We start from the raw sequence: 15,710 nt of genomic DNA on the forward strand, positions 1-15,710 counted from the left end.
TATTTTACATAAAATACTGGTCTAGTTTCGTGATGTCTTTTTTAAGCAATTTGTCCTTTGATAACTTCAAAAGATATTATTTTTCAGTTGACATACTACCGCAGGTCTTTCTATGAAAAAAAGGCACATCCCATTAAGGGATGTGCCTTTGGTTTATCCATTCAGCTACTAGTTTATGATGGATATATTATTGTGTCGATTCATCAAATTATACTATATTTTATTTTTATTTCCCAGTCTTCATGTAATACCAATCAGTCAATTTATGAAGTAGTTCTTCTTTCCCTACCCAGTTCCATCCTACTCCACTTCCTCCAGGGAATGGATCATCAGGAAATACTCTTCTTTTTATGAAATCATCGTACGCAACACCCTTAATCTCTACTTGCTCAGTTAAACATAAACTCATTTCATTGATACCTGCTGGAGCTGTTTCTACATTAAAAGTGTATACACCATCTTTTGTCTTCAATGGTGAATACCATTTTTGGCCACCATCAATAATTTTCTCTTGTCCATCCCAATATAAAGACTTAGTTGGTCTTTTACTATCAAAAACATGTCCTGTTGCTTCAGATAAATACATATTTTTAGGTAGGAACTTCGCTGTATTATCTTTAAGTTCTTTCTTCTCTAAATCTTGAGTAGCCTTTAATCCTTCGTCTGCAAATGGATATTGTGCCTTAGCAGCAGCAAATACACCAGGGTAATTTGCATTCCAGTCATTTTTATATTTTCCGTTTACTTCATACGAAAATCCATAACCAGAATGTAGCTTAGAAGGAGCTAAATTATCAATACTCCCTGTCAAAGTTTCATAATACATTTCCCCAGTTATATCTTCTTTTGATACACGTTCACTTACTGTTTCTACTACACCTTTTACACTCGTTACACCACACATTGCCTTTTCTTTTGAAGGCTCATAGATTGCTGTTTTAATAGGATTATTTTTGTATGTAGTTTCCTCGATGTCTATACGGTTACCAGCAGGGTTAATTTCCGCTTGAATTGTTCCTTTACCTTTATGTTGCCAGTCAAGATTCAGGGTTTTCTTTTCTCCCTCAGTTAATCTTACCTTTTGTAAAGCTACTTGTTGTCCGTTATGTTTTAACACAACTACTGTTTCAGGATTCGTATATTTTTCTTCTAATACATCTAACTTTTTAATTTTATTCTTCTCTTTTTCTAACTTCTGTCTTGCATTATCTAGCTTACTTGCCGCACTATCTAGTTTATTTTCTTCCCAAGAGCAGTCTCTATCATAATAGTGATCCTTTCCCTCGGCATCTACTTCATGAATTGGATTACGGCGACAATAACTTAGACTAGATTGAGCGCTATCTCTCTCCGATTCAGAGCTATTTACTTCTTGTTGAGACTTATTAATATTGTTGTTTACCTTTGCTCTATATTGGTCACGTTCCGGTTTAAAATTATCACGTGATACATCTATTCTTGTTTTTATATTCTTTCCTTCTCTTGCTGTTTCTCCTTCAATTCGGTCAGCAGAGAAATCGATTTTATATTTAAAATCATCGTCATCACCTGGATCTGGATTAGGTGTTACTTCTGTACCACAGTTACCATTTATGGTGAAATCAACAGTTTTCTCATTTGATTCCCTTTGAACAGCATCAATGACTTTAATTTTCGCAGTATATCGGCCACACATTTGTGGCTGCCACTTTAGTTCTTCTGACTTAAATTGCCCTGCATCACCTTCATTTGGTTTTTGATTATCTTTTTGCGGAGTTGAACGCAGATAATTTTCTTGATGATACACGGTTTCGCCATCTTTTGTAATATCTAACATCCATTTAACTCGGTTCCGTTCACCTGCAGCTGCTTGATATGGATTTACTGTTGTGCCATTTGGATCCCGATCATTATATCCTTTATTTTTACTTACATATTCGAATCCGTTAAATGTAAATTTCACAGGTACATCTTTTTTTCCACTCGTAGCCTTAAAATCTTTTATTTCAGGTTTACTTGTGCGTACATACCACAAGTTATACCTATTTACACCATTTACACTACCAGCCCCTGCGTATCCTCCAGAAAGATAGGCAATATCCCTAATCCAATAGAAATGTCCATAAGATTCAAAGGAATCTTGATTTGTAATCTTATGTGGAATTAAATATTTTAAAACAAACTGAGAGTTACCCCAATATTTATCCGTAATTATGCTATTTGTAATTCTCTCCACTTCAGTTACCATTCTATCTCCTACTACAACTGAAGGGTTAATGTAGCCGTCATTTGATATACGCACATAAGGCTCTGACTGGTCTTCATTATGGATAAGGTTTTCCCTTGGATTCCCCCAATTAAAAGAACCATTATAAACAGCAGGAAAATGTATATCAGCTTTATATTCGAACTCTTTTGGCTTATATCTACTTCCAGACCTAAGTAGTTTTCCCTTTAATTGTAATTCGTCTGATGCTAAAATCGTAGTTTCATTTCCATTATAAAATGGTACATCACTATTTCCTGCACTTGCTACTGACGGTAATAACAAAATTAAAGAAGTACAGGTTAATAATATTTTTTTTCTCAGTTTCATAAAATCCCTCCTTTAAACATAAAAAAGGACACACCTGTACCTTGGGAGGTACGTAAGGTGTGTCCTTTACGTAAATAAATCAAATTTATTTATTTATTATTATATTACATATATTAATATATCAAATGAAGCATTTAATTGCAATGATATTATACACGTACTTGAACGTACATCATGTGGTCAGCTGTAGAATGCCCTACACGGATCTTATATTTTCCTTTTTCATAGTTATTTATTTCTTGAGCATCTACAGTTTCTTGAATTTCTTTATCTAGAACTAAATCAGAATTTAACATCGTAGTCCACTTTTTAGCTAATTCAATAGTTGCTTCGTTATTATCTAAGAAAATAATTTTAAAATCATTCTCACTAGTAGCATTAACATAGACTTGTGCCCCAATTGTACCTTCTGGTAAATACATGTTTTTATCAATTATTCTAATAGTTCCATTTAAATCTGCATACTTAAGGTTAGTGCCATATTTAGCATTCACACTCTTGATAAGATTTTGCGCTTCTGTAGAAATGGATTTTTGAGCAATCGGGTTTTTCATAGCGTTTGGATTATACGTAACTTCTTCTGTAACTAAACCTTTATCTAAACTTGATGGTAAATTTGTATCTGGTTTTTCTTCAGGTTTTGTTTCAGGTTTTGGATCTGGCTTCACTTCTGGTTTTTCTTCTGGTTTTGGTTCTGGCTTCACTTCTGGTTTTTCTTCTGGTTTTGGATCTGGTTTCACTTCTGGTTTTGTTTCTTTTTCTACTGCATTAATAGAGTTATATAAGAATTGGCTATATTGTTCACGGGTTACATGTGTATATGGTGAATACATATTACCTCCTGTACCAATAGTAACGCCATTTTCTTCTAATGCGCTAATTGCTTTTAATGCCCATGAGTTTTTATCAATGTCAGTAAACGATGTTGTCTTAGTAGCTTTGAATTTGAAAGCATTTGTAAGCACTTGTGCCATTTGTTCACGAGTTAAAATATCATCTGGACCATACTTCCCATCACCAAATCCATTGACAAGTCCTGCTTTAGCAAGTGCTAAGATTTCTTTTTCAAACAAATGTCCTTTAATATCAGTAAACGGATTTTTGAAACTAGCATTTGCATCTGCTGGTTTAACGTACATATAGATCATACGAGCAACTTGCCCACGAGTTACATTGTCACCAAAGCCAAAGATATTATTTCCGTACCCTTGCACTACTTTACGGTTTGTTAAATCATAAATTGCTTTCGTAGACCAGTGATTTGCTGGAACATCATTGAATTTTAATGAGTCTGTGTTATCAGCAGCTTTCGCTGTAAATGCTCCTGCTCCTAATAAAGATGTTCCCATAATTGTTAATGCTGTTGCTGTTTTTAAAAATTTGTTTGCCATTGTTTGTTCCTCCAAATATATTAGTTTTTTCATAGATTCTTTTATTGTACCTAAATTAAACATAAAATCCAGATACTTTAACATATAAATTAATTAATTAGCGTTTTTTTATAACCGCCGTTCTATATGGAAAATATTACCATATAAAAATAGGCTTGTAAAGTATTTTTATATATTTATTTTTAAATATATTTTTCTAGCAAAAAAACTATACTTTTCAGCATAGTTTTTTATAGTGAAAATCTTAGAATTTTTATCATTTAAAATACACTTGTCCCATTCCATCTTTACTCGCCCATATCGGAGCCTTTATACCATCTACCCCAATCAGCTTAAATATGAAGAAATGGTGTTCTGCTTTCACCTTAAAAGAAAGGGATTGATTATGATCGATGCGTCCCTTTGTATACTCATACTTCCATCCATCCATCTTTTCTTCTTTCATTCTTTTCTCTATCCCAGGGATTAAATCCACCCTTTTTCCATTGTAATCATATTGAAATCCTCCCTTATTCTCTGCGATTTCAACCATATCAGAAGCAAAGTTATGTGCTTTCACTAACTGTATTCCATACAAAACACCTTCGGGTAAAAGGCTGATTAATAATAAAGAAAGGGTAAGGAATAGAGCTGTAGTTACTGTATTTTGCATTCTTAATGCACCTACTCTTTTTCTTTATTTTACGTTTCCACCTAATTGTTTTTCTTTTGCATTTGTATCGTAGATAATAATACTTCTTGCTTTACTCTTTATTGTTTCTTTTTTCTCATCAAATTGCTTAAAATAACTAGCAGCTTCCGCATCACCTTCGACAGCAATCATTGCTGGTTTCTCCTGTACATCATAGACAGTAAAGTTACGTTTTGAAGCAGGATCTTTAAAATCCGCATTACTGTTATACGCTTTTTCAAACTCTTTTTTCGCTTTTTCTGCATCAATAGCTATTTCTTCTTCTGCACGAAGAGTACCTATTTTTACAGACTTAGCCAAAGCTATCTCGCCACCTCTTTCTAAAGACGATTTATTATCGGTATGTGTTGTATCTCCAATCACCATATCAGTTACAAAAAATAGACAACCTACAAATAACAGCAACATACTTGCTGCAACAATAAACTTTTGCATCCCTCTTCATCCTCCCTTAACTTTCAGACTTCCGAAATCGAAAACCACTTAAAATGGTACTTTTCTTTTGGTTCAACAATTGGTTTGGTAGCAATAACTCTGCTATTTCCTTCATTATTCCTTCTAGCTCTTTATAATAGTTCCGACTAGATAGTAACGTACTACTATTTAATTGAGATTCAAATACATCTTCTATCTCATATGGTGGTAAAGCAGTTAATACCTTATCTCCAAAACATTCTTCTACTACTTCATGCTTTAAAAGAGTAGGCGAAAACTTATTCCCAATGATTCTCGTTTTCTCTAAAGCTAAGTAAGAAACGAGCTTTCTCTCTTTTTGTGTAAGAGGATGCACTATCTTTAGCAATTGATGCAGATCTGGTTCCGCTACAAAGAATATGTAATCCGCCATTTCACAAATCTCATGGTATAAATCTTTATCCCAATCGTTCCCTGCATCAATAATAGATATAGGTGCTTCTTGGTTGGCCAATAAAACCTTAATAAAATGGTCAAAATCCTGCTCTGTCTCGTTTTTTAGCTCTTGATCCACAATAGGATTCTTTACAATATAATTTATTTTGCCTTGCTTCCATTTTGGAATTGATAATATATCAGATTCCTTCTGTAGCATCTCTTTATATCTCTGCAACATAAATTCACTACGATAGTTTTCTGGTGCCTCAGTATATCCCTTTAATAACGGATACGTATAACCATCATCATATAGATTCTCTATATAATTCACATCAATCTGTAGTTCATTTAAATACGCAGCTAAAAGATGTGAAACAAAAGTAGCACCACTTCTCCTGTTCATGCTGGCCACAACAATTGTTCTTCTTGGAATAGCAATACCGATTTGTTTTTCATATACCGGCTCAAAAGCCAATTTATACTGTTTTTTTATAACAGGTGCTTTTGGCATCTTCTCTGAAACGGACTTACGCTTTTGTTTGTTTTTAAATAGTTTGTTGGAATTAGAGCCAGGTTCACTGTCGCCGCCTCCCTCTAATTCACTTGATGCTTCTTCTTCATCAACAGGAACCTCGGGCAACTTTGTTTGTTGCGGTGCCTGACTTGCTCCTACGATTTCCGCTACATTTTTAATATCCGATTCCTGTAGTAGCTGCGGGATGACTTTATTATCAATATCAATTTTACGAGAGTTAAAAATGTCATAGATACCTAGATAAATCAGTTTCGCCAAAAACTCATCATCATTTTCACGCTCTGTAAATACCACAATACGAATATCCCGATTAAAGCGAATATCTCTTAATTTCTGTAAGATAATCAATTCACGTTTCTCTTCATGTCCCGCATCAATATTTAATCGTTTGTCATTAATACATAGAATATTGGGCTGTTCCGTATCTAGAATTTCATCTAGGTACTTGATGTGCATCACATCACTATCAGCTACTTCAAATCCTGCACCAATAAAATCCTCACGCAAATATGCCGTATATACAGTATCGCTAATAGCTAAAACGATTTTTTTTGTCATAAAATCCCCTCTCTATAGAAAAACACTTTTAAAGTAATACCATATTTTCAAACGGCACCTGTGTTTCATCTTGTAATTTTTTTAGTAATTCAGTAAGAAGTGCTTCTATTTCAAAACCTCCTAAATTACGTGGGGCATTATCAAGAAGACTGTATTTTACACGGATCTCAAAGCGATCTTGTATTTCTTCTAACGGCATGTTACCAAATAAAATTTGCTCATACAGGAATCCTTCTTGAAGATCCTTTTGTATATTCGTTCTTTCTTTATATACAATCGTAACTTGCGCTAATTCAACAAATGGATTATCTAAAGTTAGTTTTGCATTCCAATTTAAATTCCAGATTTCACATTGTTTTTCTGCATGTACAACATTTGCAGTAATAGATGGAGTGATAGTAAATAAACGATCAATAGGTACATTTGTAAGGAAGGTTCTTTTCCCTTCTTCTATCTGCAGTCCCTTCTCTTCTCTTTCATGTTCAAGTGCCATTTCTGCACCATATAATGCAATTTCACTAAAGATTTGTTCCATAAGTGGCTTAATTCCTTCATAAGTACGAACAGCAAATACGCTAAACTCCTGGGTTTCATCTGTTCTAATTAATTCATAAATATTAAATTCCGCAGCATTTACAATTGCAAAAGGAATATCTTGTACAAAATTAGGATTAGTAAATAGCTCATCTGGTATTACTGTTTCTGGATGTCTTAGAAACTCTAATCCTAGTTGGTATCCCTTAAGAAATGCATTTTTACTGGCAGCTGGGAATAAAGTTTCAAATTTTTTAAGATCGTTTTTAAATTTCTTTTCTTCAATTTCATTACCAAATTCTCTATCTTGTAAAATATTTGCTTGATCAGCAATTAATAAAAAATAGTAATTAATAAGAGATTCTATTTTTGTTTCAAAATCTGTATTGTCTTTACAATACTTTTCAAATCTTTCTTTGCTTTCGTTAATAATTTCATTCATTTTTTCTCGTCTCCTTATAAAGATTATGGTTTTTAAACAAAAAAAGACACACCGATGGCAGGTTATGTGCCTTCGGTGTGTCCGTTTAGCTAAAAATTAAATCTATTAATTTATATATTTCTCTTAGTTAATTGTTGTTCACATACAAGAATACCTCTATGAATTTTAAAAGTCAATACTTTTATCGAATCCGTGTGAACATATATTTACTCCTTTTTCTCTATTTTTGCTATGTATTTAATCTAAAAAATTACAATAAATTAAATATAAATAATCACAAGTAGTTTATATAAGATTAACAAGATATATATATAACTTAACACAATTATTAATTATAAAGAGATTTAAAAAATACCTCTAAAGTCTTGTATCACATACGTTCCTTGCTATTAAGATAAATTCCCTATCGTAATATCCCCAATACAAACAAGCCATACATCATATAAATCACAAAATAAGAAGTTAAATACCATATTACTCAGAATTCACAAGTCTAAAATAATATTACTAAGATACTCACAAGTAATGAATCGTATTATAAACAAACTGAATCGTATTCAAACATAGCATAAACAGCTTATATACTTGCGTAAAAATGCTCGTAGCTACATGTTCCTAAACAAAAAAGCATGTTTTCAAAGTAAAGAACATGCCAAATAACCCTTGCTTTTTAGTGATTTTTTAACAAGGGCTGTTTCTATATTTTTTTAAAAATACTACATAAATTCTGGATAATCACCATGTTGCCTATGATAATTTGTTCTTATATCGCTGCTTTCTCCTACAGACAAACTTTTCTCCTTAAAATAAATCCAGGCATCTCTAAACTGTACACGCATGAATGCTGGAATAGAGAATATTTCTTGCTCTTTCATACAACATTCAACTTGATCTAATGCATAAGTCATTGCATATATTAATAATTCATTTTGTTTTTGTATTGTTGGTAAATAGATTGCGATATCAACAATTTCTTGTCTAAATGCAGTCATTATATTTTCTTTATCTTTTTTTCTTAACGCTTGTCCCATATGTTTCAAACGAGATACCGCTTCTTTTCTACACTTCGCTATAGGTCTATGTAATTCTTTTTTATCATTTTCAATAACACAATTCGAAGAAAAAATGACATTAAACTTTTCAATAATAACTTGTTGTACCTGCCTTCTAACACGTGTAATACGAGACTCACTTGGTTTCTTATCTTTAGGATCTACTGCATTAAATTTAATAATAGGCTTTACAATCTCTATGTATTGTCGCACTTTCTTTGCATTACGCTTCAACTTTTTCTTTAGAAAAGCCATTTTTCTCGTAATCTCGAAATCTTCAATCTTGTGCTTATAATGTTCCATACCAATTTTTCTCGAAAATGTGTTGATTAATTCTAAAAGAAACATAATTCCTCTATTATCTCGAGCCTTTACAAGGCTACTTAGTATAGTTGTTTGAATTAAATAAAATGGAATACGGAAATACGATAACGATATATTTATCATATCTGTAGTTTCTGCAGCAGTGTGGTTGTACAATGCATAATCTACAATTTCATAAACAGTACGATTTCCAACAGGTGTTTCTCTTACGAGCTTACGCTCCAAGCAAACTTGAAATCCTGTATAAATTGTTGTGTAGGGAATCCCACTTTTCTTAGCAAGATCCATTATTTGAAATTCACGTGGCAGCATTCCTATATCATTGCATTCAAAGTGCAATAAGATATAAGTCGCTAATGCTGAGGATGGTAATTCTTTGCGTTCATTTTCTAGTTTTACAATATTAAAAAGTCCATTAAAAAACTTAACCCCATGAACTTTAAAGTTCTGCTGAGAAAAATTCAAACGTGTACTCATTATTCTAAATGACTCCTTCCGAAAAGAGCACAAAAAAAGACACTGTAATATCACATATACAAAAATCTACTTAAATCTAGATGATTTTTGTATATTTCTAGATAAACAATGCTCAAAATACGCAAGAAAATCGCCTTTTTCAGTTGCACAAATTTATAAGATCAAGTAAAATTATCTTATAAATTTATACAAATCAAAAAAGGTTTTGAAGCTAAAGTTTAATCTAGGTAATATTGTAAGTATAACTTTCAATCAATAAGAGTTTGTTGGGTTCCTAGAGATTAACCTCGATGAAATAGTTGGCGCTATTTTATCAAGCTGAAAGATCTTTTTTTTTTGCTTTTTTATGTTTATTTTTAGTTAATTGCGGCAAAACTATAACTATAGCTAAGTTTTGCCGCATTTTAATGTAATCATATATGCATTTTTTGGTACTTGCAAGACGATTTTTTATAAAATCGTCTTTTTTTTATATAACAATTTCCTGTTTAATACAGTTATGCTATTGTTCTATTTTCGAAAAAAAGAAGTTTTCTAGTTTTATATTCTTAAATACAGAAAGACTTCTAAATATATTGAACCATATGCGGAATATAATGAATGTTATAAAGTGGTTTCAAAACTAGAAAATATACATTCCAACATTAACAATAACCCTTATATAACAACGTTTTCAACCAATACTTCCAATTCTAATTTATCATAAATTAGCATAGTAAACAAAGAAAAAAACATAGAAATGATTCAGTAAAGCAAACAGCAAAAACATGGAATTAATAATAAAACGTATGAATTCTAAGTTTATAAATTTAAGAATTTATAAATCATATGCCACATTAACCTCATTTTCTCTATTTTTGTACAATGAATACGATCTTAAAATCAATACAAAAAGATTACTAGAATAAAAGTTAAAAAAAGATATAAACACTAACTAAAATAAGTTAGATGTAAATCTAGAAAAGATCGATTCTATATTGATAAAAACCCTTTATTTTAAAGGGTTATATACCAATATACATATTCTAATTTTGAATAATAGTATTTATACAGATTCCTAAACTTAGTAAGAAACCTTGTGTTTAATCAAACACAAACAAAAGAGTTATTTACAGCTCAACAACATACTATTTAGGTCATTTGGTTCTTATTATATCAATTTCGTATTTATTGTTACTCCTATGAATCACTTAATAAATACGAAATTCACTCTATTATTTTCTATTAGTAGCTAAATCTCAAACTATTATTTGCTTCATTTGAATATATCGCTATAAATTTTCTTGAGTTTTTGCAAATTTATATTACTCAAGAAAATTTATTTTTAGTGAGCGAGAATCGGATATTAGAAGAAAAACTTGAAGGAATAATCAGCGAGTTCGAGCTATAAAACTAGAACTAAAACTAGTATAAGTTTGTTCTAGTTTTATATTAAACCTTGATAAATCAATGTTATCCCTTGTTTTATTCTATCTAAATTTTGTTAGATAACCATATAGAAGATACAGAAAAGTAGAACGAATATTAGAATGCACAATACTATAGATAAACCATGTTATCTATAGATATAAAAATACTTGATTTTTAGTGGAATTATATTAAGATTTTCTAGTTTTTCTATGGTAGAGTAATCTATAGGAAGATAATGCCCATTCTATGTAGAATATAACATGGAAGAGACTTTCTAAGTTTTTTGGTTGTAAGGAGGTGTTGTTTCTATGAGTGAGAACAAAACAAACGAAGAACAAAATGAATATAGAATGAAAGAAGTATCTGAACTTACTGGGCTATCGAATGACTTATTAAGAGTATACGAGGAAGAGTTTAATCTACAAATAAATAGAACTAATGGTGGGCATCGTCGCTACACGGAAGATGACATTAATAAGTTTATATCTATTAAGAAGAAGATCCAAGAACAAAATTGGAGCTATAAGAAAGTTCGCTCTTGGTTAAATGGTGACGAGCTTCCAGTAGCATTAGAAGAACACCAGGTTAAAACAAACCTAGAGAAAAAAGTAGAGTATCAAACAGAATTAATTCAAGATTTGACTGAAAAGTTGGATCAAAGTATCAAACTACAAGTGGAAATGGTAAAACAAATGCATGAGCTAAAGACCGAGAAACAAGAGCTTGAGCAAATTGTGGCACGTAGAAATCAGGATCTTATAGATACTTTAATTCAAGAAAAAAGAAAAGAACGTCAAGAACGAATTGAGACAGAATCAAAAAAATCATTCTTACAAAAAATATTTGGAAAGTAAACTTTGAACTAGATTCTAAGTTTGGTTTATTTAAGTAGCAAGTCTAAAAATGGACTTGCTACTTTTTTATTTTGATAATTTTAAAGATGTTATTTTTTAAATGCCTATGAACCTATTCAATTATTAAATATCGACATTAGATTTATATAAATATAGAAGAATTTTAACAAAGATAAATAACAGTTTAATTTTCAGTTTAACTTTAGGTTTAAATTTAGAAAGGTTTTAGAAAGATATATGTAGCTCTAGTGTGACTTAAGGTTTAAAAAATAGTTTAATTCTTAGTTTAACTTTTAGTTTACATACCATTTCCATTGTGATATAAATAGGTTAGGTGAATTTTTCCACTCTCAAGAATTAATAAAATAGATGGGAGTTAAACAATGAATAGGGATCACTTTTATACGTTAAACATTGCAGAAATTGCGGAAAGAATTGGTAATGATGATTGTGCCTATCAAGTATTAATGGCATTTATTAATCAAAATGGTGAAGCGCAAATGCTTAATAAAACGGCTGTGGCAGAAATGATACAGCTAAGTAAACCTACTGTTTTTGCAACCGTAAATAGTTTCTATTGTGCAGGATATATTGATGAAACTAGAGTAGGAAGGTCCAAGATTTATACCTTATCGGATTTAGGCATAGAAATAGTAGAATGTTTTAAACAAAAAGCAATAGAAATGCGTAATTTATAAGTATAGGGGAGGAATTTTATATGTTATTAAACAGTAATGAACTAGAACATATCTATTCAGCTAACCATAGTGTAAATGATATTAGTATTCGATGGGGAGTTATTGGTGCTGGCCAAAAAGGTAATAAAGAGGCTGATTTATTCGCTGGTTACAAGTTTTCGAATGGAGCTAGTTGCTATCCGACATTAGCTGTTAACTTTGCAGAGTCAGATATGATGCATTTACAAAATATTATTAAAGAAGATCGTATTCATTTTGATGGTTTAAAGGGAGCTGCACGTACACCTGCTGTTGTGACTGACTTATTTGACCCGGAAATTAATCCTAATGCTAATGGATACCTTGATAAATTAGCACAAGAGCTAGGTCGAAAGTTTACAAATGAAGAGGGAGAGGTAATTGTAGACCAATTCTTAATCTGTCTTGGAGCTGGTGGTGGCGTTGGAACAGGTTGGGGTTCACTTGTTTTACAATTAATTCGTGAGCAGTTTTTCCCTTGCCCAGTATCTATGCTTATTTCCTTACCATCCGGTGATCCAGATGAAATTAACAATGCACTTGTATTACTAAGTGAAATTGATGAATTTATGAGAGAGCAAGACAGATTATTTGGAAATTCTGATCTAAAGCCATTAGCAAATGTAATCATCAATGATAATACTAAAATGCAACGGATTATTGAAACACAAAAGGGCACGAAAGACCTGAAAAATAGATATTTAAACTGGAAAGAAGTTGCGAACGATAATGTAGTGAGTACGTTACATGAAATAAACATTATCCCAGAGAACTATGGTTCTGATAACGTTACATATGACCCATCGGATTTAATAAAACTATTAAGTATTCCAGGACGTTTCTTAACAATTGGAAAAGCGAGAATTGCTAAATTTGATTTACATTCACTTGGAAATAGTATTAAGAGAAGTTTAGAAGAGGGATTCTTCTCAGCAGAACATCAATTTGAAACAGCAACAATGTATGGTGGTTTCGTTTTAAGACCTTCTAACGCAGATTTCTTCAAAGATGTTAATACGGAAAATAAGATTCGTAATACCTTAGGAGAGTATAAAAGATTGGATGAAATCGCTGGTAAATTTGGTGATCCAATTTGGGATAATGAATATGCGGTTTGCTACACTATATTTGCTGGTATGACAATGCCTAAACGCTATATATCTCTTGCGCGAGAAGGAAAAGAGTTGGCTGAAAAACAAGAGCAATTAAGAGAAGAAGCACAACGTAAACAGGACGAAGAAAAAGTAGATATTTCTTTTGCAACGAATCGTGTACAAAAGAACACATTCAATCCTTATAATAAAAACCAAGGATTTGGCGGGGCATCAAGATTCAGTGGTGGTAAAAACTCTGCATTTAAACGTCAGACTAGTGAAGTTACTACAACACAAAATCAACAAGAAGAAGAGAATATTATTAGCACTCTTAAAACTTCAAATCCATTTAAAAAACGTTAAAAAAAGCGGGTCTAAACGACCTGCTTTTTTTATTAAAATCACAACCGATTACAATAAAAAACTACAATGCACAAATTAGATATCTATTATATTTTCTGCATGTTTAACACAGATTTATATAATGTGATAGTTTAAATAGATTGTTAGGCCGTCCTAACAATTTTATTTCAATCCTTTATCCTTTAAAAAATTGTTCGGTTAAAACATGTCTTCCGTCCGAACAATTTTAAAAGGACCAAAAGACTATATAAATCAATGTTTCTAGCAGATTTTTAGGAAGAGAAGTAATCCAAACTTCAGCGTACGAGTTTTAGTATCTAGATTCGTGCAAATTCAGTTTAAACTTTTCATAATTTACAACAAAATTTTGCTGTAATAAGATATATAGAAATGGTTGTTATTTATTGAAAATAAATTCGAGTTATGGAGTTGTATATAATGAAAAGTAAAACGTATAAATATACAAGTAAAGGCACACAGAAATCTTTTCGTTTAAAAGAGGCTGATATATTTGTATTCACATTTTTATATTACAAAAGGCATCTTACTACACGACAAATTACTCAGCTTTATAGTGCATTTGAAGGTAGGGATTTTTCTGAGGATAGTGTGTTTACAAAGCTTAATCGTTTTTCAAAATACGGTGCTATCTTAACTAAAAAAATTGATAAAAGAGATGATAGTATAACCAGACGTGCGACATTCTCCTTAAAAGATAGAATGGTCGATTACCTTCAAGAAATAGGACGGATTCCTACAGGATCTTCAAAACGTAGATATTCTTCTTCAATCTCGTTACATACACTCTGTTCACGAGAAACGTTAGTACGTACACTTTTAGAAGTATCGAAAAAAACCAATACAAATAAGTTATTATGTGAGCTAGATATTCGCTCATATCATCAAAAACAAAAGAAAACAGAAATTGAAGATGCAGGTTTACTCTTAATTCCCGATGAACACATTTCATATCAAGACAAAAATATTTACATTGAAATGGATATGTGCAAAGAAACGAATGCTACCTTAATTGAAAAGGTGGGGAAGTATATTGAATATGCACAAAAAAACAATGAGAATATAACTGTTGTTTTTGTTATGTATGACAAATCGATGTTTCTTGCAGAAGATGCTGACCCACCATACGTACGTATGAAAAATCTCTTATTTTCTATGCGAGAGTATCATGAACTTTTAATGAATCTTCCAAATCTAAATATACACATCTGCTCTTTGAAAGAAGCTGGAGATGTTATTTCAGATATCATTCTAGGAATAGATGATAATCAAAACTTTGAACAAGATATTCTTCAACCTTTATCTCAACGTACAGTAGGAGATGCTGACTGGCGCTACGCATATGTTGAAAAAGTCCAAACATTTAAGGAAACAATAGATGGCGGTCTTAGACGAACGTATAGAAGAGATAAAGATGCTATGCAAGATTTCTTCTTTATTTTTGGGAATGAAAATGATTACCGAATGATTGCTAGATTAGACGACGTTGTGTTTTCAAGAAGAGAAGGCGATGAAGGGGTGCCACTTGTTGTGATTTATCCAAAGCGCAACAAGGGTAGAGATATACTTTTAATGGACACTTATGACAACGTATTACTGCTATCCCTCCAAAATGAAGGTGTTACTATCGACGCAGATGAACAGATCATGGCACGTACTGCAAATAACATACATCCGAAAAGACGCAAGCTTGTTGAATTATATTAATCATTAATTTTTTATATACTTTTATATAACTTTATTGATTTTTATTATTTAAGGTGATAGAATAACGTTTGAACTAAACACTCAAAACTACAATCAAATCAGAACATATGAAATTAA

General features: G+C 31.6%; 11 protein-coding genes. 4 read left to right on the forward strand and 7 right to left on the reverse strand.

Features of this window, described 5'->3' with window-relative positions; all coding sequences use genetic code 11:
* Positions 1-226: 226 nt before the first annotated feature.
* The 7 genes from MR168_RS27495 to MR168_RS27525 form a co-directional block, all read right to left on the reverse strand.
* The gene (locus MR168_RS27495) at positions 227-2,575 is read right to left on the reverse strand and encodes a hypothetical protein (protein ID WP_000776679.1); all 2,349 of its coding nucleotides are present in this window, start codon (positions 2,573-2,575) and stop codon (positions 227-229) included.
* 149 nt (positions 2,576-2,724) lie between these two features.
* Entirely contained in the window at positions 2,725-4,029 is a 1,305-nt protein-coding gene (locus MR168_RS27500) for an S-layer homology domain-containing protein (protein WP_242291635.1), read from the reverse strand.
* A gap of 193 nt (positions 4,030-4,222) precedes the next feature.
* Positions 4,223-4,618 (reverse strand): DUF4320 family protein, encoded by a 396-nt coding sequence (locus MR168_RS27505; protein ID WP_001181733.1) that lies wholly within the window; start codon positions 4,616-4,618, stop codon positions 4,223-4,225.
* Between the two features lie 24 nt (positions 4,619-4,642).
* A complete protein-coding gene (locus MR168_RS27510) occupies positions 4,643-5,092 on the reverse strand; it encodes a DUF5411 family protein (RefSeq protein ID WP_001168891.1) in 450 nt (149 codons plus the stop codon).
* Positions 5,093-5,108: 16 nt separating this feature from the next.
* A complete protein-coding gene (locus MR168_RS27515) occupies positions 5,109-6,602 on the reverse strand; it encodes a CpaE/TadZ family protein (RefSeq protein ID WP_000162560.1) in 1,494 nt (497 codons plus the stop codon).
* A 28-nt stretch (positions 6,603-6,630) separates the two neighbouring features.
* Positions 6,631-7,578 carry a hypothetical protein gene (locus MR168_RS27520; RefSeq protein WP_001002529.1) on the reverse strand — a complete coding sequence of 316 codons (948 nt, stop codon included), beginning with the start codon at positions 7,576-7,578 and terminating at the stop codon, positions 6,631-6,633.
* Between the two features lie 716 nt (positions 7,579-8,294).
* Positions 8,295-9,431 (reverse strand): hypothetical protein, encoded by a 1,137-nt coding sequence (locus MR168_RS27525; RefSeq protein WP_000107504.1) that lies wholly within the window; start codon positions 9,429-9,431, stop codon positions 8,295-8,297.
* Positions 9,432-11,149: 1,718 nt separating this feature from the next.
* On the opposite strand from MR168_RS27525, the gene MR168_RS27530 reads away from it, so the two are divergent.
* The 4 genes from MR168_RS27530 (at position 11,150) to MR168_RS27545 (ending at position 15,593) form a co-directional block, all read left to right on the forward strand.
* Positions 11,150-11,695 carry a MerR family transcriptional regulator gene (locus tag MR168_RS27530; protein WP_001293662.1) on the forward strand — a complete coding sequence of 182 codons (546 nt, stop codon included), beginning with the start codon at positions 11,150-11,152 and terminating at the stop codon, positions 11,693-11,695.
* A gap of 383 nt (positions 11,696-12,078) precedes the next feature.
* On the forward strand, positions 12,079-12,393 hold the full coding sequence (locus MR168_RS27535; RefSeq protein WP_001078054.1) for a helix-turn-helix domain-containing protein: 315 nt from the start codon (positions 12,079-12,081) through the stop codon (positions 12,391-12,393).
* A 20-nt stretch (positions 12,394-12,413) separates the two neighbouring features.
* The gene (locus tag MR168_RS27540; protein ID WP_000926087.1) at positions 12,414-13,868 is read left to right on the forward strand and encodes an FtsZ/tubulin family protein; all 1,455 of its coding nucleotides are present in this window, start codon (positions 12,414-12,416) and stop codon (positions 13,866-13,868) included.
* A 438-nt stretch (positions 13,869-14,306) separates the two neighbouring features.
* The gene (locus MR168_RS27545; protein WP_000837863.1) at positions 14,307-15,593 is read left to right on the forward strand and encodes a replication-relaxation family protein; all 1,287 of its coding nucleotides are present in this window, start codon (positions 14,307-14,309) and stop codon (positions 15,591-15,593) included.
* The last annotated feature ends 117 nt before the right edge of the window (positions 15,594-15,710 follow it).

Source organism: Bacillus cereus group sp. BfR-BA-01356 (assembly GCF_022663635.1).
Lineage (GTDB): Bacteria > Bacillota > Bacilli > Bacillales > Bacillaceae_G > Bacillus_A > Bacillus_A cereus.

What these genes read in the sequence shown, in the direction of transcription:
- MR168_RS27495 (WP_000776679.1), bottom strand. Translation starts at nt 2,575, where the DNA reads ATGAAACTGAGAAAAAAAATATTATTAACCTGTACTTCTTTAATTTTG.
- MR168_RS27500 (WP_242291635.1), bottom strand. Translation starts at nt 4,029, where the DNA reads ATGTTTAATTTAGGTACAATAAAAGAATCTATGAAAAAACTAATATAT.
- MR168_RS27505 (WP_001181733.1), bottom strand. Translation starts at nt 4,618, where the DNA reads ATGCAAAATACAGTAACTACAGCTCTATTCCTTACCCTTTCTTTATTA.
- MR168_RS27510 (WP_001168891.1), bottom strand. Translation starts at nt 5,092, where the DNA reads ATGCAAAAGTTTATTGTTGCAGCAAGTATGTTGCTGTTATTTGTAGGT.
- MR168_RS27515 (WP_000162560.1), bottom strand. Translation starts at nt 6,602, where the DNA reads ATGACAAAAAAAATCGTTTTAGCTATTAGCGATACTGTATATACGGCA.
- MR168_RS27520 (WP_001002529.1), bottom strand. Translation starts at nt 7,578, where the DNA reads ATGAATGAAATTATTAACGAAAGCAAAGAAAGATTTGAAAAGTATTGT.
- MR168_RS27525 (WP_000107504.1), bottom strand. Translation starts at nt 9,431, where the DNA reads ATGAGTACACGTTTGAATTTTTCTCAGCAGAACTTTAAAGTTCATGGG.
- MR168_RS27530 (WP_001293662.1), top strand. Translation starts at nt 11,150, where the DNA reads ATGAGTGAGAACAAAACAAACGAAGAACAAAATGAATATAGAATGAAA.
- MR168_RS27535 (WP_001078054.1), top strand. Translation starts at nt 12,079, where the DNA reads ATGAATAGGGATCACTTTTATACGTTAAACATTGCAGAAATTGCGGAA.
- MR168_RS27540 (WP_000926087.1), top strand. Translation starts at nt 12,414, where the DNA reads ATGTTATTAAACAGTAATGAACTAGAACATATCTATTCAGCTAACCAT.
- MR168_RS27545 (WP_000837863.1), top strand. Translation starts at nt 14,307, where the DNA reads ATGAAAAGTAAAACGTATAAATATACAAGTAAAGGCACACAGAAATCT.